Source organism: Vibrio sp. 704 (genome assembly GCF_033339295.1).
On sequence record NZ_JAWOUH010000007.1, the window covers coordinates 43551 to 61376 of the forward strand.

The following is a 17826-nucleotide window of genomic DNA, read 5'->3' on the forward strand; positions in this document are numbered from 1 at the left end:
CCAATTTCCTAAGCCTTTTTCCATAAAACTGACTGACGTAATCTCGCTCTATGCCTTCTATTCGCCTTGCGTAATCTGCTGTGATGACAGTGGCACACACTCTGCCATTTGCGTTTGTAACCATGTGATAAATTTATGTTCGAGTTCTGTACGCTTTTTATCTTGACTCAATAAAACGTAATTGCAACTTGATGGAGAAAACCCAAATGGTGCGACCAAATTACCACGCTTAATATCGTCCATGACAAAAGGATACGATCCCATTGCGACGCCTAAGCCGTCCACCGCTGCTTGTATGCAAAAATAAAAATGCGCGAATGATTGCTGAGTGTTGCCGTTGAAAGTTTCACAACGTGTTGATTGCTGCCAATCCGCCCAAGCATTCGGTCTGGTTTGGCTATTCAACAATCGAGCTGCTTTCAAATTGTCTTTAATGGATTGCCAATACTCAGGAGAAAATACCGGCCCCACCCACTCTTCCACAAGAATGGTTTTGTCGTAATCGTGATGCTGCGCAAAATCGTCTCGACGAATCGCCATCGAAAGCCCAGTTGATCCTAATGTTACCGGGCCACCAGCCGTCGACAAACGAACATCAGCACGGTGTTCATCATTAAACGCGGCCAACCTTGGCATCAACCAGCGCATGGTTAATGTCGGTTCACAAGACACTTCAAGATGCTGATGCTTCTCTTGAATAAGCGTATTCACGCCTGTTTCTAGCGTTTGGAATGCCGTTTCTGTGTATGTCTTGAGTAATTCGCCTTCTGCCGTCAACACGACTTTCCTGCCCTCTTTGAAGAACAAAGGTTGAGACAGATATTGCTCAAGTTGCTTGATCTGCTTACTCACGGCTCCGTGAGTAATGTTCAGTTTGTCAGCCGCTTCAGTGTAGCTTGAAGAACTCGCCGCAACGTGGAAGACATAAAAAGATTTCAGGTGACGAATCTGTGAGTTTTTCTCACCAATATGGGAATATTTTTCGATTATAGTCAGTAATAAAGACACCTACAATTCCGCTACATCCCAGACTTCATCATTCAAACAGGAAATCGATATGGAATTTGTAACTCTTGCGTTATTAGGTGTGCTTATTGTCATTAGCCCTGGCGCAGACTTTGTTTTGGTATTAAGAAATAGCTTAAATCAAGGACGAAAAGCAGGCGTATACAGTGCGATTGGTATCAGCATGGCGATAAGCATCCACACCGCTTACTCCATGCTGGGGATCAGTTACTTAATTTCACAAAATGAATGGTTGTTTAATCTCGTGCGCTATCTTGGAGCCGCTTATCTTGTCTACCTTGGGATTAAAGGAATATTCTCCTCGCAACCTGCATCAAACTCAGAAACCGTTCAACAGAGCGAGTATTCAATGTGGCGATTTTTCATGCAGGGGTTTCTGTGTAATTTACTCAATCCCAAGACGATGCTGTTTTTTCTGAGTATTTTTAGCCAAGTGATTTCTCCCGACTCTAGTCAGCAACACATCGCCTTGTTCTACGGGATTTATATGATTGCGCTGCATGGTATTTGGTTTTCTATCGTTGCTGTTTTATTCACGTCACCCCAGCTACAAGCTTTCTTGTTGAAGATTAAGCATCGACTCAATCAAGCATGTGGGGCGGGATTAATCATTTTCGGCGCGATGCTGGGCTTAAAAGTGTAGTACGCTTGCGGTCCGATTACCCCAATTCAAATTGATCATTGAACAAGTGGCTGTAATCAAATAAAAATCTGCATTATCAATACCTTAAATTAGAAAAAACAGCCAACGTGCGCTGGCTGTTTCGATGCAGTTAATGAATGACCCGAGCGTCCCCTTTAAGTAACTGAGACAGATCGATAGTGAATATCGTCACTGTCGGACGTTTAGGCAGAGCATTTTCGATCGAAAACTCTGGCCCAGCTGGAACGAGGGGGAAGTGAATAGCAGTCGGCCACTTTGACGAAGCTTCATTACCGCCCGGCTCAGATATTGAGAAAGAAAACGCAGGTAAACGGGTCATAACACTTACCTCAAATGACTGATTAGCGGGCTCAAGCGAGCCCGCTTAGGTTTTGCAATGTTATTGTTATTTTAACGCTTACTTAATCACTAACGATTGATGACGTTAGATATCAAGTTCTTTGTCTTCAACGTGGTTGGTGATCATCGCTTCAGTGGTGATCATCAAGCCAGCAACAGACGCTGCGAATTGAAGCGCTGAACGTGTTACTTTCGCAGGGTCCAAGATGCCCATTTCGATCATGTTGCCGTATTCACCTGTTGCAGCGTTGTAACCGTAATCGGAATCACCAGCTTTGACAGCGTTCGCCACAACAGAAGCTTCGTCACCTGCGTTAGTTGCGATTTGACGAAGAGGCTCTTCCATTGCACGTAGCGCAACTCGGATACCCACGTTTTGGTCATCATTGTCGCCTTTTAGATCCGCCAATTCTTTCGCGATCTTAGTTAGGGCAACACCACCACCAGCAACAATACCTTCTTCAACCGCTGCGCGAGTAGCGTGTAGTGCATCGTCCACGCGGTCTTTCTTCTCTTTCATCTCAACTTCGGTTGCAGCGCCGATCTTGATCACCGCTACGCCGCCAGATAGCTTCGCAACACGTTGTTGAAGCTTATCTTTGTCGTATTGAGAAGTGGTTGTTTCGATTTGTTTTTCAATCGAAGCCACACGATCAGCAATCGCGCTTGCTTCTGCTGCGCCACCCACAATGGTTGTTGTGTCTTTGGTAATGGTCACTTTCTTCGCACTACCTAGTTGCTCTAACGTTGCTTTTTCGAGCTCTAGGCCGATTTCTTCAGAGATGACCGTACCAGCAGTTAGTACCGCAATGTCTTCCATCATCGCTTTACGGTTGTCACCAAAGCCAGGCGCTTTCACCGCGGTCGCACGCACGATGCCGCGCATGTTGTTCACAACCAATGTCGCTAGCGCTTCACCTTCGATGTCTTCAGCAATGATCAATAGCGAGCGAGAAGATTTCGCCACTTCTTCTAGTACAGGCAATAGCTCGCGGATGCTGCTGACTTTTTTGTCCACCAATAGGATGTAAGGGTTGTCTAGCTCTACGCTGCCATTTTCTTGGTTAGTGATGAAGTATGGCGACAAGTAACCGCGGTCAAATTGCATACCTTCAACCACAGACAATTCGTTGTTTAGACCTTGGCCTTCTTCAACCGTAATCACGCCATTGCGACCCACTTTCTCCATCGCTTCTGCAATGATTTCACCGATCGCGCGATCGCTGTTTGCAGAAATGCTACCCACTTGGGTGATGGATTCTTTGTCGCTGCATGGCTTAGACATTTCACGTAGTTTCTCAACCGCCGCTTCAGTGGCTTTGTCGATACCACGTTTTAGGTCCATTGGGTTCATGCCAGAGGCTACCGCTTTAAGACCTTCATTGATGAAAGATTGCGCCAGTACGGTAGCCGTCGTTGTACCGTCCCCCGCTTCATCATTCGCTTTGGACGCCACTTGTTTCACCATTTGTGCGCCCATGTTTTCGAACTTATCTTTCAGTTCGATTTCTTTCGCTACAGACACGCCATCTTTGGTGATGGTTGGCGCGCCGTAAGATTTATCAAGCACAACGTTGCGGCCTTTCGGGCCTAGTGTCACTTTTACTGCGTCCGCCAGTAAGTTCACACCTTTCAGCATTTTTTGACGTGCGTCATTAGCAAATAATACGTCTTTTGCAGCCATGGTTATCTCCTCAAAAAACTACTACAAAAATAATTACTCAACGATTGCTAACACATCAGATTCGGACAGAATTAAGTATTCTGCGCCGTCAATTTTCTCGGTTTTCACGCCGTAACCGTCATTGAAAATGATTTGGTCGCCCACTTTGACTTCCATCGCAGCGCGTTCGCCATTTTCAAGACGTTTACCTAAACCAACAGCAATGACTTTCCCGCGGTTTGATTTTTTCACCGACTGAGAAGTTAAAACGATTCCCCCTTCAGATTTATTTTCCACCTCTTGTCTTTCAACAATTAGCTTGTCATTTAAAGGACGAATTTTCATTTTTAAGTGCCTCCTACTTGGAACCAAAAATAAAAGACAAAATAAACATCAAGATGGATTTGCGAGTCGACAGCTCGCTTTCGATGAAAATAATAAGGTCGAAAAATTAGAGTTCAAGAGGTGAATTTGATAAAAATTTTTTATTAAATTAAATAAAATTTTCTATCGAATTATCGCATTCACAACTACTTAGCATCTCTTTATGATGGAAAATATGCTCAATCAAATCTAGAGTGGTTACGTACTCTTAAAAAGGATAATCAAACAATGAAAAAGGCCGTATCTCTATTTCTTGCAACGTTGTGCGTTGGCTTCCTCTCCCCCAACGTGTCGGCTTCTGAACGCGCTGAACAAGGGTGGCAATTGATTGACAAGGGCGCGATGATTGTCGATGTGCGTACGCCGCAAGAGTTTTCTGAAGGGCATTTGGATAATGCCGTCAACTTCCCTTTATCTGAACTTGATAAACATTTTCAAGACGTCGATAAAGATCAAGCTATCGTGTTGTACTGTCGCAGTGGTAACCGCTCTGGCAAAGCGTATCAATACTTACAAACGCAAGGCTTTACGAATCTGCACAATGCAGGTGGCTTAGAAGAACTACAAGACGCCAAATAGTCGTCTCCGTCCTAATATACAAAGTAAAAGCACAGAGCGCGTCGCAAGCGTATTGTAACGCGCTCTGTTTCTAAATACTTATCTACAACAACTCTATTTTGGCCCTGCATCAAATTGAGTCAGGTTATCCGATATCTCGAGCCACGGCGCTTTCGACACGACAAAAATATGGAAATCAGGCTTGTGAGAAGGTGTCTCATCCAAGATACCAAGGCGAATATTGACGATCCCATTGTTCTTTTTCGAATACAGACTTGATCCGCAGTGGCGACAAAAGCATAGCATGGTATTTTCGCTTTTCTGATAAGTTTGAATATCTTCTTTCCCTTGGATAATAAGCAGTTTATCCAACGCAATACCACCGGCAGATGAATAGTCAGAACCTGTGAACTTGCGGCATTCAGAGCAATGGCAATTTCCCATGTACTTGAATTCATCTGCCACTTCCAACTTTACCTTGCCGCACAGACATGAGCCTTTTAGTACTTCCATTTGAATTCCTTTTTGTTATGAATCTAATTGAATTAGATGGCTATCTCGACACCATGCCACTGCAATACGAAAAATTAAAGACAGGCAATACAGGTTTTCAAAAATGAAACGAAAATGTAAAACATTCCATTCAGAGGGAAGTGCGCTCGACACGTGAAAAATCGAGCTATTTTAGATACAAAAACACCAAGCAATAACGCTTGGTGTTTACCTCACAGAATGTCGCCTCAGAAAAGGCGCTTTCCGCTGTGCTTAAAAAATGCAGTGTTTAGTAAAGCTGGTCGCTTCGTTTGCAGTCCAGTCACCTTTCGGCTTATCTTTCAGGTTTTCACACCATTGCTCGCTGCCGACACCATCTTGCAGAACACAATGCTTTGCAAAGTCTACCGCGTTGTCTGCTGTCCATTCTGTTTTTGGCTTATCGCGCATGTCGTTACACCAGCCTTCAGTGCCCACTTCATCACTACAAGCGGTCAAAGCAGAAGCCGCCAACATCAGCATGACTAGTTTTTTCATAAATTTAAGGTTCCAGTTGCAAACAATAGTAAAATTAAACTCAATCTCTTCAACACATGCCCATTCAAGTGTCTGAATAAAGGCGTCACTAGCTGAAGTGACTTTTGTATCAACTATAACGAAATTATCAGTCTACGTGTTAAGACATCGAAAAATTATTGAGCGACTCTGTGTAAAGCGCGCCATTCTAAAAGCTATAGGCAGCGCGCTTTCGTTAGCTCACCAACCATAGAAGAGCCAGTACCAAAGCACGCTAAACGCAGCTCTAATGCCATTTGTTCAAAGTGTTCGACGACAGACTGCGTGCTGATCGTCGCAGCTTTTAATACCGCACCAGCTTGCCCAATGAGATTAGCACCCAAATGAATGGCTTTCGCCGCTTCAAGTCCGTTATGAACACCTCCCGAGGCGATCAACGGTAATGTAGGATGCAGTGCGCGGATTTGAGCCAAACATGTTGCTGTAGGGACACCCCAATCGCGGAAAAGCTCGGCTGCACGCTGCATTTTCGGATTGTCTTGGCAATACCCTTCAACCGCACTCCAGCTTGTACCACCCGCGCCCGCAACGTCAATTGCATCCACACCAGCATCAATTAATCGCTGCGCAACGTGTCCGCTAATACCAAAACCGACTTCTTTGATAATGATAGGAACCTTCACGCGAGATTTAAGCATCTCAATTGCCTGGAAAACACCAACCCAATTGTGGTCGCCATTTTTCTGAAACGCTTCCTGCATTGGATTAACGTGCACAAACAAGGCATCTGCTTGAATCGCCTCAACCGCACGTTGCGCATTATCGAGTTTACCTTTATCGAGCAATTGAGCGGCTCCAAGATTGGAATACAACGGTACTTCTTTCGCCAACTCACGAATGGTTTTACCCAAGCCCGAATGCTGACTTTCTTCTAAGCTAATCCGTTGCGAGCCCACACCCATGGCAATACCTAATTCACTTGCTGCTTCAGCTAGACGACAATTGATCGTTTCTGCGTCTTTTGTTCCGCCAGTCATCGAGCTAATCAAAAACGGTAGCGCTAATTGATGACCAAGAAACTCTGTCGATAAATCGATCGCGTGAAAGTCACATTCTGGCAGCGCACAGTGTTCAAACTCGACAGACTCAAAACCCGCCGTTTTATGCTTCATGCTCATATCATGATGTAAAACAGCATCTAGGTGTAAATCTTTTCGGTTAGTTTGCGGAGCCATAATGTCACCCTAAAGTAAAACAGTCGCGCAGTATTGCGATCCTTATCAGTAACGTCAATGCGAATTTTGTGAATTTGCCGGATTACTTTTCCGAAACGAGTAATGAATCTCGACTGCTCCTGACATTATAAGAAAAGAAACTCGCTTTCCGTTTTAAACAAGCCGGCAAGTTTCTCTTCAAATTGAGATAATCAGCGTACGATACCCATGATGCAAATGGATCACATTGCTCTGTAGTTTACTTTACGCTGTCCGACAGAATTAGCGACACAACAGTGCTTGTCGTCGTTGGTTCAAACTGTTCGGGATCATCACAGAATTGAATTTTTCCTTTTTCTTCTACATGGAACAGCGGTACAACTGAACTACCTTTGTGATGCGCTAAATAATCTTGATACGTGAAGTTATCGCTCAATTTCGTGTGTTTAACCTCTGCACCACGACTTAACATACTGGCTAGCTGGGTATAGCTTACATTGCCGCCCATCAGCAATTTACCATGGTACTCCTGAGCCACGGAGTGCTTCTCGCTGCCATTGCTGTTGGTTTTCACTTTTTGTAAGCAGTGAACTTTATCTTCCCCAAACTCGTCGACGAATTGCATGCAAGCCATAATGTTGAAATGCTGATCGGGCGTTAATGCAACCACTTGACCTATTCCTATCAAGTTCAAGTTGTCGTCCGCGTGACTAGAAATAGGGTTGCCGTAATAGTAATCCAGTCCCAACATACGAACCTGACTGATGTACTCCCAGTTTGAGTCAGTCATTAATACGCGACGGTCATAACGCGACAACGCCTGCCCTATTTCTCTTGCTACTCGGTTAGCACCAATCAACAAGAAGCCGCGTGGTGCTGGCTCTGCGACGCCCAACGTCAGCGCTACAGGACGTGCCGTCGCACTTTGTAACACGACCGTTCCTATAATCACCATGAAGGTCATAGGGACCAGTAAAATCGCTTCATCAATGCCGTATTCAGTCAATTTGATCGCGAAAAGAGACGAAATCGAAGCAGCAACAATACCGCGCGGTGCAACCCAAGACAAAAACAGCTTATCTTTGAGACGCAAGTTGCTGCGGAAGGTTGAAAGAAAAATCGATAACGGACGCGACACTAACTGCATAAATACAAACAACAATAACGCACCGCTACCTAGCGCAGCAAAATCATCCAGACTGATTCGAGCCGCAAGGAAGATGAACAATCCGGTGATCAGTAAAATGGTTAAATGCTCTTTAAAATGCAGAATTTGCTGAATATTGATGTCTTTAGCGTTTGCGAGCCACATACCCATTACGGTGACGGTTAGTAACCCAGCTTCAGACTCAATGTGGTTAGAGACCGAAAATACACCTAGAACCACCATCAAAACCGCAAATGGCTGCAAATATTCCGGTAGCCAAGAGCGACGCATGATCGTCGCAACTGCATAGCCTGAGGCCGCACCTAGCATGACACCGACAGCAATGATCGTCCCAAACACTTCGACGCTATTTATCGCGCTGTGAGATACGATAAACTCGTAAACCATCACAACAAAAAGCGCACCGAGCGGGTCAATCAAAATCCCTTCCCATCGCAAAATGTTAGCAAGCGTACTGTTAGGTCTTACGGTTCGTAGAAGTGGCACGATGACCGTCGGCCCTGTTACTACGGTTAAGCTGCCAAACAACATGGCAAGCTCCCAAGTAAAGCCGAGGAAATAGTGTGTTGCGATACTGGTCGCTGCCCACGAAATGATCGCCCCGATGGAAACAATGCTCCATACCGAACCACTCACGCCACGAATTTCTTTAAAATTTAAGGTCAAACTGCCTTCAAATAAAATCACTGCCACCGCTAAAGAAACCAACGGAAAGAGCAAATTACCTAATATCTCATCAGGATTTAACCACTGCATAAATGGCCCGACGATCAGCCCTGCCAACAACAAAAATAAAATCGCTGGCAAACGCAATCGCCAAGCTAACCATTGGCAACCTAAACCAATAACCCCAACCGCTGACAGCACCAGCGCTTCATTACCCACCTGCATCAATAATTACCTGTTTTTGTCTTTTTTCGCGTGAATGCGCTATACCCGAATACATTCAGCCTTACGGTCAAATAGAAACAACCGAACGTGCAAATCAAACGACTGACCTTCGATGACATCGCTACGAAACGCACATGTTTGAAGTCATTTGGCGATCGCATCAGAACTATGAATATAGTTGACCCCCAATGACTTAACGACTCATTTTTGTTCATCAGGTCTTAAAGTGGCACACAAGTGTGCGACTTTGTCGAATTCATCATTACGCATTGAGTTTCATTATGTAGAATGATTTCTGAAGAAAGCGTGGAACCTAGCACTATATGAGGCTAAGGCATAGAGCATGAACTAAGCTTTAGCGTAAGTGCTCAAAGTTAAGAATCGTGGGTCACGCGACGTACGCAAGGAGAAATGGATTGTACGTAATACTAGCACTGTTCATGGCGTGTCTCGCCATCCTCATCGGAGTGAAAGCCGCCAACCGAGCTGCACTTTTAGAAAAAGAACTAACCAAACTTCGTGAGGAAGTCACATCACTACGAGCCAGTGTCCATGGGGGCTCAAACCAACAAGTACACCAACAATCCAGCATCGAAAAAGACACACCATCTGTAGCGACGTCACCTCACATAGAATCACAACAGAAAAATGTCTCATCCTCTGGGGAACATGAACCAGCTGCCAACCTAGACTTGGACCAGAGCGCTGCGAATCAAGGGTACGCCCAGACAAGAGAAGTGCAACTGGATGTTTTTAGTCAAGAAAATGAGTCATTCCTTCAGAGTAAAGTTCAGAGCCTGCTTAGCAACATTCAAGAAAATTGGTTGGTTTGGGTAGGCGCATTGGCCATGCTGATCGGTGGAGGTTATCTCGTACAGGTAATTGGTAGTCACATCCAGTTTTCGCCATTTATGCGAGTGTCCTTTGCCTTTGTGCTCTCATTACTTATGGTGCTTGTTGGCGAGTGGTTTCACCGTAAAGAACAACAGAATCCGCAACGGGCAGCACGAGCCCAAGGCTTTACGTATGTTCCTGCTGCCGTTACCGGTACGGGATTAACGGGCATTTACTGCACCGTCATTTTTGCCTTTGTGGTTTATCAAATGCTAACGCCAAGTATCTCGTTGATCATTTTGGCTTCAGCGGCATTTTTCAGTTTAGCATTATCATTGCGACAAGGGCCGTTAATGGCCGTGCTTGGCTTAATTGGTGGCTACACAGCACCACTGTGGATTGGAGGTAGTGAACCCAACTACTTTTTGTTAGCCGGATACATCTGCGCGATTTCGTTCGCGGCGACCTTATTGATGCAAAAAGTGCGTAGGGCATGGATTACGCCAAGTATCGCGATTCCACATGTCATTTGGATGTTGCTGTTGATTGAGAGTGTACCAACAGAACGGTTGTTCTCGTGGCTCGCGATTTATCTCTCCATCACTTTGTATCTCATTTTCGCGGTTCCGAGAATGGGTTGGATGCTCAATCCTCGCTTTCGTCACTATCAAAGCAAGTGGACAAACTCGCCGACCGCTACCGCTCTCGCAACTGCTTTATTGACCTTTTCTGCCGTCACCAGAATGCCGGAGCTGAACACTCTACAAATGGCGTACTGTTATACGCTGCTTGTTGCGATCATCTGGCTACCAGCACTTCGTACAGGCTGGTCATTACGTGTATTTTTGCCATCTATTCTCGCCTCAGCAACCGCGCTGATTGTTCTTACCATCGCTTTTGATGCGCTGTATATGTTAGAGCGAGAAGCTAGCATTCTATTCGCATTGGCGGTGAGTATTGCACTGATCGGCTATCGAACATATTGCCAATCACTTAGTGACCGTTCGCAACTCAGTGGGCTGCTTCTGCTGGTACTGGCTCCCGCGATGAGCTTAATTACGTTGCTTTATGTTGACGAATTTATGCAAGGCTACCTGTGGTATTGGACTACCTTCTGCGCATTGATGGCCACTTACTATGTTGTGCTTGGTCAGCGTGCACGTTCGTTGGCATTAGAATGCTCTGCCGTTATGCATGCTTTAATCGTAGGTATCGCTTTTGTTTGGTTGAGCGATACTTGGTTAACAACAGCAATCTCAATACAAGTTGCGATAATGGCCTTACAGGCTCAAGTCGGGTTATTTCGACCTGCGAGTTGGGCGATTAAAGTGGCAATGGGAATACTGGTTATCCGACTCACGCTGCTACCTTTCATACCCGAATGGCAACCGGTAGAAGCTGGACATTGGGCTTGGGTTCTTGTGAGTTATATGCCTTCTCTCTTCATCTTGTCTTACGCTCGTTCAACACTAAAACAAGTGGACCGAGAACTGACCAACTGGTTTGAAGGGGCGTTTTTACATGTATTCTTAATGGCATTGTTCACCCAAACTAACTACTGGTTAACGGGGCAATATGGTTACTTGGGGCACATCGACTTCACAAGTGCGGCAGTCTTTGCCAATCAAGCATTAGTTATGGGTTTGGTATACAGCTACCGCAGCCAATTTGCGCAACGCTTAAGCCGTATCTACGAAATCTATAGTTACTTGCTTTGGTGCGCGTTCGCTATATTGATTATTTTGCTTAATACGGCAGAATCGCCGTTGGTGACTGATAACGTCTCGGCACAAGCACTTCCCATCTTTAACATGCTGAGTATCGGCTGGCTGTTACCAGCTTGCATCCTGCTTATCGCAACCTTTAAACGTTGGAATACGTTGCAAGTTCATCGATTTGCGATTGCTAGTCTAGGCTTTTTACTTGCAGCCATTTGGTTGGGGATGTCTATCCGTCAATTCTGGCAAACCACATCGATGATGCTGTATCAGCCAACCAGCATGGCAGAGTTGTTCAGTTATTCAGTGGCTGGCTTGCTCGTAGGTGGATTGCTGACTTGGCGCGGCGTGACCCAACAGGGGCTGATGATGCAGCGTGTCGGTCTAGTGGTCCTTGCCTGTGTCGCACTGAAAGTATTCTTATGGGATGTGAGCTCTCTGGATGGGTTCTGGCGAGCAATAAGCTTCTTAGGCTTAGGTGCATCTTTGATAGCACTTGGATGGCTATTCCAGAAATTGAATCGTTCGGTGGCAAAAGCACTCGAGCCCTAGACGAGTCAAAGAGAGATTCCCGACAGTGCGCTGTTTTCGTTATTGGGGGACGATAACAGTGTAAAGCCGGGAATCATTGGAGTGTTCGTTACTTCAGTAAAGCGACCACGGTATGACGACGCACGTTTGCTTGCGCATTCAATGCCTGAAAAGTCGAAGTAAACTCGCCAGACTTTTGCATGAATCCATCCAGTTTTGCATTCACCTCATTGACTGAAAGCTGTGCGGTTTTGGTTTGGATAGAACGCATTTGAGTATTCAGTTCACCATGAAAAGCTTTCGCTTCCTGCAAGCTCGTTTGAACTTGTTTCAGATGCTGATTTACTTTGGCAATCGTCTGCTTGATGCCGTCGCGTGAGCCTAGATCAAACCCGAGCTCCGCAATACCATCTGGCTCAGACTTTAAGTTCAAAACGTTAGGCTGTCCCGCAGGGAATCGGTGCCCTTCCCCCGTTACCATCACCTTTTGCTGCATTTGTTGATAAGCGTTGTCTCTGGCTTCAAATAAAATGCTGCCATCATCGGCTAATGAGGCTCGCATTCCTAACGCAATCAAGCTGCGATCCAGCATTTTGACCGTTCGCTCACCGTCTGATTGTCCATCAAACTGAATCATCACCGCTTGACCTTGAGGAAAATCCAAACGGATTTGCTCGGCCTTGTCGCTTAAGCGATGAACATTCAAACCTGGAATAGAAAAGCGACGAATGTCCGCTTTATCCAGTTTTAAGTGCAGTTCGTTATTTAGGACTTTCTGGCCATCGAAACGTGCTTGCTCAACGACTTTTTGGATGGTGGCTTTAGAACGAACCAATGTATCCTGCAAACCAGGAACATTTTGTACGCCTTGATTAATAGCTTGCGTCAAACCACGTTTAATTTGCGTGAGCTCTTTGCCAATCACCTGCAGCGATTTGGACGCGATCTGAACCGCCGTGGCTTGCTGCTGACCCTGCGTAAGCTGAATACCAGATACAGAGTAGGCTGACGCAGTGTCAGCCTGAATTTGCGCCGGACGCGGTTTAATTGCCGTACTTGAGTCTGCAGAACGGGTCGGCATGATAGAGGCTTGTTCTTGTCCACCTAAGCGTATGCTATGGGGTCTAACCTCTACTGTACTCATTACCATAAAAAGAACTTCCTAACCTTATAAACGGTCAAACAGCGACAAACCATCGATCTTCACATAGCTTGCTTGCGTTGCTTGCAAAGCGGCCATGTAATTACTCAATCGTACCGACGCTTCACCATAGTCCAGAGCAGAGAGGTCTCCAGATACCTTGTCAACGAACAGCTTGTTTTCACTGTGCGCGCCACCAACAAGATCTAAGTTGTTGTGTCGACCACCAATCTCAGTCATGGTCCCTAGTACGTTTGAAAAAGTATCGTCGATAGCGCTGATACTCGCCTCAACTTCAGCTCTGAAGTTGGCGGTAGGGCTCTCAAACTCTTTGATCAGCGCATCAATTTGGTTAAGCACGTTATGGCCTCCCCCAAGGTCCAATATTTCTTTTGCAGTCATATTGGAATCCATCGTGACACCTTTAGCAATTGTTACTACGCGCTTGTCACTATTACCTTCAATTACGTAGCTGCCGCTCGCTTTACTTACAGCCGCAGTATCCGTTTTAGTACCAGAGAAAAGGTAGTGCCCTTCTTCATCCTGCGCGTTAAAAGACGACTCAATAGAGTCACGGTAACTCTTAAGCTCTGTAATCATACCGCCACGACTTTCGTCAGTAAGAGAGCCGTTCGCACCCCAAAGCGCGATGTCTCGCATGCTTTTTAAGCTTTCTTTGATCGAATCTAAATGGGTTTCTTGACTCGATAGCGTCGTTTTTACGTTTTCAATGTTGTTTTTGTACTGAGCAATCGCACTGGTTTCTCGGTCTAAGTTAAGCAACTTGATCGAAGCCATTGGATCGTCAGACAGCTTGGTCAAGCGCTTGCCAGTAGACATCTGTTGCAGAGCTTCGCCTAATCCCGCGCTATTGCTCTGCAAGCTGTGCAACATCATTTGACTAAATTGATTGTCACTAATTCGCATCTAAACTTTCCTCTTAGAATAACTGCAGAATAGAATCGAGCAGTTGATTTGCTGTGCTGATCACTTTCATGTTGGCATTGTGCGCATTAGCAAACATCATTAGGTTAGCCGCTTCTTCATCGCTGTTTACGGAACTAACATTATCGCGAGCTGCGTGCGCTTGCTTGTTCATGGCTAACTTCGCTTGATAATCAGCATTAGCTTGGCGTGCTTTAATTGCGGTTTGACCCACCATTGAACTAAAGGCATCGTTCAAGCTTACTGAGCCGTAACCTGATACCGCCACTGGCTTGTTGCTTAACTCGATCAATGATTGCAACGCATCTGCGTTACCAGGTGTTCCATCACTTGAGAACGCAAGCTCATCTGGAGTTAGCTTGGTAATATCCAAACTGGCTGCAGGGTTTGCTGGGTCATAGCTGAACAAAGGTTTACCTGGGTTGCCATTTAAGTCTTTGCCAGTCGCAAGCACGGCGTTGTATTCATCCGCGAGAGCTTTCGCCATGTCATTCAGAGCCAGTTGGTTTGGTTTCAACACTTCGGTTTGATAGTCATTAATCGCACCTAATTTGCCACCAAGCGAGTCACCAATCGCAAAGCTTTGATTCGAGAACGTGACGTGTAAGTCCGCCAAGTAAGGATCACTCGGGTCAGGAATGGCTTCCAGTTTGCCATGGTCCGTACCCATCACAAGCGGTTGACCAGAGGTTAGTGTGACCTGAACACTGCCGTCATGCTGCTGTGTTGTTTTGATTTCAATGGTTTGAGATAACTCACCGATTAACCTATCTCGTTCATCCATTAACTGTGATGGGTTACCACCTGTACCTTGCATCTCTACCAGTTGCTTGTTCACCTTCGCGATATTTTCCATAAGGCTATTCGCGTGGTTAAGCGCTGCATTACGTTGGTCGCTCATGTCTTTATGTTGATTGTATAAAGACTCGGTAAGCGTATTAAAACGGCGGGCCAAAGCTTCAGATTCGTTAATGATCTGCTGGCGGTAGGGTATGGATTCTGGCTTAACGGTCGCATCGTTAAGCGCGGCGTTTAGTGAGTCCAAGCCAGCCGATATACTGAAACCATCGGCACCAAGCGTATTCTCCAGCTGACTCATGTTACTGGTGTATCCAGATGCGTATGCCGCCATACTGTTAGTCGACCACGTTTGCTTAATCAGAAATTGATCAGTAACGCGGCGAATGCTAGTGACTTCTACCCCTAAACCTGGACTTAAGCGATTGGCTTTACCATCATCGACAGACGCCATCAACGCTTGTTGACGACTGTAACCCACGGTATTCACGTTTGCCACGTTTTGCGCGGTTACGTCTAGGGCCACACGGTTCGCGCCTAAACCTGAAAGGGCAATATTAACTAGGTTCATTTACAGCTCCATTTTTCTGATCAACGGCTGAGAAAACGCGGTAGTCATACCGGCCTCACCGAATACCTGTTTAACAGAGGCGACGGCTTGAGAAGCGGTATTAAATAGGCTTGAATTCTTCTCCACCTCTTTAGAATCTACTTGTGAGATAGATTCAGAATTCGAAGCTTTACCATCGTTAGCGGATGAGATGTTGCGCGCAGCATCGAAAGCAACCTCACGCATAGACGGGCTCAGCTGCTGGATGAGCATATTGGCAATGCCTGAGCTCTGTTTCTTTGCTAGTTCCATCGCCAGCTGACCGTCATACATATCACGGAATACCCCTTGTTGCTGACTGGCGAACGGGCTGTCTTTATCAGCAAGAGCATCACTACTGCTGCGCATTTGGCGTAACACCATTTGTAGGAACATTGCCTCAAATTGACCTGCGACGACTTCAAGTGCGCCTTCTTGATCACGACTATGCTTGATGTTAGCCAATGCACTATTGTCGTGATAAAGCATCGAATTTAACTGAGTTTGTTCATTGGTACTGTCTAGCTTCATCCTTAACTCCTTATATCACGACCAATTCAGCGTTCAATGCACCTGCTTCACTCAAAGCTTGCAGGATAGACATCAAGTCTGTAGGCGTGGCACCTAAACTATTTACCGCATTAACTATGGTGTTAAGTTCCGTGCCTGGAGGCCAAATCACCATCTGAGCGAGATCTTCATTCACATCAAGGTCCGTTTGGTTAACGACTTTCGTATCGCCATTTGCAAACGCATTAGGCTGACTAACTTGTTGTGACTCAGAAATTCGCACGGTCAAGTTACCGTGACTTACTGCTGCTTCACTCACTTTGACACTCTTACCGATCACTACGGTGCCAGTGCGAGAGTTAAAGACAATACGAGCAGGTTTACGGCCTTCAACGACGCTCATTTCTTCAAGCATCGACATCATGACGACACGCTGCTGTGTATCTTTTGGTGCACGCATATCAATGCGCGCTTTATTGATCGCAACTGCAACGTTAGGCCCAAAAGTGTTGTTAATTTCACGCGCAATATTTTTTGCTGTAGTGAAGCTAGGCTTGCGCAGGTTTAGGGTGATTTCATCACGTTGGTTGAAATCGGTTTTGATTTCTCTCTCTAAAGTCGCACCATTCGGAACGCGACCCGCCGTTGGTGTGTTTACTTCTACTTTGGAGCCACTTCGCCCCTCTGCAGATAAGCCGCCCACAACCACGTTACCTTGCGCAATCGCGTACACTTCGCCATCAATACCACGTAAAGGCGTTAGCAATAACGTACCACCGCGAAGGCTCTTTGCATCACCGATTGAAGACACAACCACATCCAACGTTTGTCCTGGGCCTGCCATTGGGTCAACGGACGCTGTCACACTCACAGAAGCCACATTTCGTAGCTTAGGGTTCATACTGTCATCAATTTGAACCCCAAACTGACGTAGCATGTTGGTAATAGATTGAGAGGTAAATTTCACTTGGTTTCGGTCACCTTGGCCGGCTAAGCCAACTACCAAACCATAACCAACCAGTTGGTTTTCTCGAATGCCGCGAACATCGACCAAGTCCATGATCGGAATTTCCGCTTCAGCACGTGAAGTGCCTGGTAGTCCCAAGGTCAACACCAATAGGAGAGACATAAAGAAAGATTGCATTGTCTTCATTAGAAAGGTACCCATGGGCTGTTGAAGAACTGAGTTAGCCACCCGGCTGCGTTGCTGTCAGCTAGCGCTCCGCGACCTGCGTAGGTAATTCTTGCATCAGCAATTCGTTGAGAAGAAACTTGGTTACTGCGGTTAATATCATCCACACGGACGATACCGGTTAGACGAATAAACTCGTCGCCTTGATTCAGACGAAGCCATTTTTCACCGCTGATACGCAATACGCCATTAGGTAATACTTCGTGTACCGTTACCGTAATGGCACCTTGAAGCTTGTTGCCTTGTGAACTTGATGCACTGCCATCGAAGTTACGTTTGCCATCCACGCTAACCCCTAACTCATCGATAGTTTTCGTGCCTATGGTCGGAGCCACAAAGTTAATTGCTGAACTTTTACCGAACTTAGTACCCGCATTTTTACTCGATGAGGTTTCTTCTGATAATTGAACCGTTAATACATCGCCAACTCGGTAAGCACGACGATCCTGAAACAGGGTCATCGTGTATTGGTGACGATAAAGGCTACCAGATTGGGTTTCCGGCAGCGTGTAATCGAGCGTTGGTGGTGCATATTCCTCAGCATTCGGCTCAGGCGGAATAAATTCCTGACGGCCAGCACATCCCACCAGCAACACGGCGGCTACTGCCCAACTCTTAGAAAGCCATTTCATTGCTTTTTCCTTCATCATCAC

17 protein-coding genes are annotated in these 17826 nt (G+C 45.9%); 3 read left to right on the forward strand and 14 right to left on the reverse strand.

The annotated features are described in order from the left end of the window. Positions 1 to 57: 57 nt before the first annotated feature. Positions 58 to 948, reverse strand: coding sequence for a LysR family transcriptional regulator (locus R7R24_RS12095; protein WP_005388706.1), 891 nt, complete (start codon positions 946 to 948; stop codon positions 58 to 60). A gap of 109 nt (positions 949 to 1057) precedes the next feature. Here R7R24_RS12095 and R7R24_RS12100 point away from each other — a divergent pair, with 109 nt between their 5' ends. Continuing rightward, positions 1058 to 1669 (forward strand): LysE family translocator, encoded by a 612-nt coding sequence (locus tag R7R24_RS12100; protein WP_047102790.1) that lies wholly within the window; start codon positions 1058 to 1060, stop codon positions 1667 to 1669. Positions 1670 to 1799: 130 nt separating this feature from the next. On the opposite strand, the gene R7R24_RS12105 is transcribed toward R7R24_RS12100, so the two are convergent. From R7R24_RS12105 to R7R24_RS12115, 3 genes are all read right to left on the reverse strand, one after another. Continuing rightward, positions 1800 to 2009 (reverse strand): hypothetical protein, encoded by a 210-nt coding sequence (locus tag R7R24_RS12105; protein WP_080257663.1) that lies wholly within the window; start codon positions 2007 to 2009, stop codon positions 1800 to 1802. Between the two features lie 105 nt (positions 2010 to 2114). Beyond that, complete coding sequence (gene groL, locus R7R24_RS12110) at positions 2115 to 3713, reverse strand: chaperonin GroEL (protein ID WP_053304624.1); 1599 nt, start codon at positions 3711 to 3713, stop codon at positions 2115 to 2117. Between the two features lie 33 nt (positions 3714 to 3746). Next, the gene (locus R7R24_RS12115; protein WP_005373989.1) at positions 3747 to 4037 is read right to left on the reverse strand and encodes a co-chaperone GroES; all 291 of its coding nucleotides are present in this window, start codon (positions 4035 to 4037) and stop codon (positions 3747 to 3749) included. 267 nt (positions 4038 to 4304) lie between these two features. On the opposite strand from R7R24_RS12115, the gene R7R24_RS12120 reads away from it, so the two are divergent. After that, positions 4305 to 4655, forward strand: coding sequence for a rhodanese-like domain-containing protein (locus R7R24_RS12120; RefSeq protein WP_054579240.1), 351 nt, complete (start codon positions 4305 to 4307; stop codon positions 4653 to 4655). Between the two features lie 93 nt (positions 4656 to 4748). Here R7R24_RS12120 and R7R24_RS12125 read toward each other — a convergent pair whose 3' ends face one another. From R7R24_RS12125 to R7R24_RS12140, 4 genes are all read right to left on the reverse strand, one after another. After that, entirely contained in the window at positions 4749 to 5147 is a 399-nt protein-coding gene (locus tag R7R24_RS12125; RefSeq protein WP_054579239.1) for a GFA family protein, read from the reverse strand. Positions 5148 to 5399: 252 nt separating this feature from the next. Continuing rightward, positions 5400 to 5663 (reverse strand): DUF3012 domain-containing protein, encoded by a 264-nt coding sequence (locus R7R24_RS12130; protein WP_005373992.1) that lies wholly within the window; start codon positions 5661 to 5663, stop codon positions 5400 to 5402. 194 nt (positions 5664 to 5857) lie between these two features. Then, the gene (gene fni / locus R7R24_RS12135; protein ID WP_318119499.1) at positions 5858 to 6877 is read right to left on the reverse strand and encodes a type 2 isopentenyl-diphosphate Delta-isomerase; all 1020 of its coding nucleotides are present in this window, start codon (positions 6875 to 6877) and stop codon (positions 5858 to 5860) included. Between the two features lie 238 nt (positions 6878 to 7115). Beyond that, a complete protein-coding gene (locus R7R24_RS12140; protein WP_005388694.1) occupies positions 7116 to 8915 on the reverse strand; it encodes a cation:proton antiporter in 1800 nt (599 codons plus the stop codon). 440 nt (positions 8916 to 9355) lie between these two features. On the opposite strand from R7R24_RS12140, the gene R7R24_RS12145 reads away from it, so the two are divergent. Next, the gene (locus R7R24_RS12145) at positions 9356 to 12019 is read left to right on the forward strand and encodes a DUF2339 domain-containing protein (protein ID WP_054579237.1); all 2664 of its coding nucleotides are present in this window, start codon (positions 9356 to 9358) and stop codon (positions 12017 to 12019) included. Positions 12020 to 12107: 88 nt separating this feature from the next. On the opposite strand, the gene R7R24_RS12150 is transcribed toward R7R24_RS12145, so the two are convergent. From R7R24_RS12150 to flgH, 6 genes are read right to left on the reverse strand one after another with little or no spacing between them, the layout of a single operon-like run. Then, complete coding sequence (locus R7R24_RS12150; protein ID WP_005373996.1) at positions 12108 to 13148, reverse strand: flagellin; 1041 nt, start codon at positions 13146 to 13148, stop codon at positions 12108 to 12110. An 18-nt stretch (positions 13149 to 13166) separates the two neighbouring features. After that, positions 13167 to 14066: a flagellar hook-associated protein FlgL gene (gene flgL, locus R7R24_RS12155; protein WP_005373998.1), complete on the reverse strand. Its 900-nt coding sequence runs from the start codon at positions 14064 to 14066 to the stop codon at positions 13167 to 13169. A gap of 13 nt (positions 14067 to 14079) precedes the next feature. Beyond that, a complete protein-coding gene (gene flgK, locus R7R24_RS12160) occupies positions 14080 to 15453 on the reverse strand; it encodes a flagellar hook-associated protein FlgK (protein ID WP_005374000.1) in 1374 nt (457 codons plus the stop codon). Beyond that, positions 15454 to 16002: a rod-binding protein gene (locus tag R7R24_RS12165; RefSeq protein ID WP_005374002.1), complete on the reverse strand. Its 549-nt coding sequence runs from the start codon at positions 16000 to 16002 to the stop codon at positions 15454 to 15456. 10 nt (positions 16003 to 16012) lie between these two features. Then, a complete protein-coding gene (locus tag R7R24_RS12170; RefSeq protein ID WP_086026720.1) occupies positions 16013 to 17149 on the reverse strand; it encodes a flagellar basal body P-ring protein FlgI in 1137 nt (378 codons plus the stop codon). After that, positions 17134 to 17805, reverse strand: a complete 672-nt coding sequence (gene flgH, locus R7R24_RS12175; protein WP_017635111.1) for a flagellar basal body L-ring protein FlgH — start codon at positions 17803 to 17805, stop codon at positions 17134 to 17136. Before flgH ends, R7R24_RS12170 begins: the two co-directional genes overlap by 16 nt. Between the last annotated feature and the right edge of the window lie 21 nt (positions 17806 to 17826).

Excerpts from the sequence above, each read along its gene's own strand:
- R7R24_RS12120 (WP_054579240.1), top strand. The coding sequence starts at position 4,305 with ATGAAAAAGGCCGTATCTCTATTTCTTGCAACGTTGTGCGTTGGCTTC.
- R7R24_RS12100 (WP_047102790.1), top strand. The coding sequence starts at position 1,058 with ATGGAATTTGTAACTCTTGCGTTATTAGGTGTGCTTATTGTCATTAGC.
- R7R24_RS12140 (WP_005388694.1), bottom strand. The coding sequence starts at position 8,915 with ATGCAGGTGGGTAATGAAGCGCTGGTGCTGTCAGCGGTTGGGGTTATT.
- flgK (WP_005374000.1), bottom strand. The coding sequence starts at position 15,453 with ATGAACCTAGTTAATATTGCCCTTTCAGGTTTAGGCGCGAACCGTGTG.
- groL (WP_053304624.1), bottom strand. The coding sequence starts at position 3,713 with ATGGCTGCAAAAGACGTATTATTTGCTAATGACGCACGTCAAAAAATG.
- R7R24_RS12105 (WP_080257663.1), bottom strand. The coding sequence starts at position 2,009 with ATGACCCGTTTACCTGCGTTTTCTTTCTCAATATCTGAGCCGGGCGGT.
- R7R24_RS12145 (WP_054579237.1), top strand. The coding sequence starts at position 9,356 with ATGGCGTGTCTCGCCATCCTCATCGGAGTGAAAGCCGCCAACCGAGCT.
- R7R24_RS12130 (WP_005373992.1), bottom strand. The coding sequence starts at position 5,663 with ATGAAAAAACTAGTCATGCTGATGTTGGCGGCTTCTGCTTTGACCGCT.
- R7R24_RS12125 (WP_054579239.1), bottom strand. The coding sequence starts at position 5,147 with ATGGAAGTACTAAAAGGCTCATGTCTGTGCGGCAAGGTAAAGTTGGAA.
- flgH (WP_017635111.1), bottom strand. The coding sequence starts at position 17,805 with ATGAAATGGCTTTCTAAGAGTTGGGCAGTAGCCGCCGTGTTGCTGGTG.
- flgL (WP_005373998.1), bottom strand. The coding sequence starts at position 14,066 with ATGCGAATTAGTGACAATCAATTTAGTCAAATGATGTTGCACAGCTTG.
- R7R24_RS12115 (WP_005373989.1), bottom strand. The coding sequence starts at position 4,037 with ATGAAAATTCGTCCTTTAAATGACAAGCTAATTGTTGAAAGACAAGAG.
- fni (WP_318119499.1), bottom strand. The coding sequence starts at position 6,877 with ATGGCTCCGCAAACTAACCGAAAAGATTTACACCTAGATGCTGTTTTA.
- R7R24_RS12170 (WP_086026720.1), bottom strand. The coding sequence starts at position 17,149 with ATGGGTACCTTTCTAATGAAGACAATGCAATCTTTCTTTATGTCTCTC.
- R7R24_RS12150 (WP_005373996.1), bottom strand. The coding sequence starts at position 13,148 with ATGGTAATGAGTACAGTAGAGGTTAGACCCCATAGCATACGCTTAGGT.
- R7R24_RS12165 (WP_005374002.1), bottom strand. The coding sequence starts at position 16,002 with ATGAAGCTAGACAGTACCAATGAACAAACTCAGTTAAATTCGATGCTT.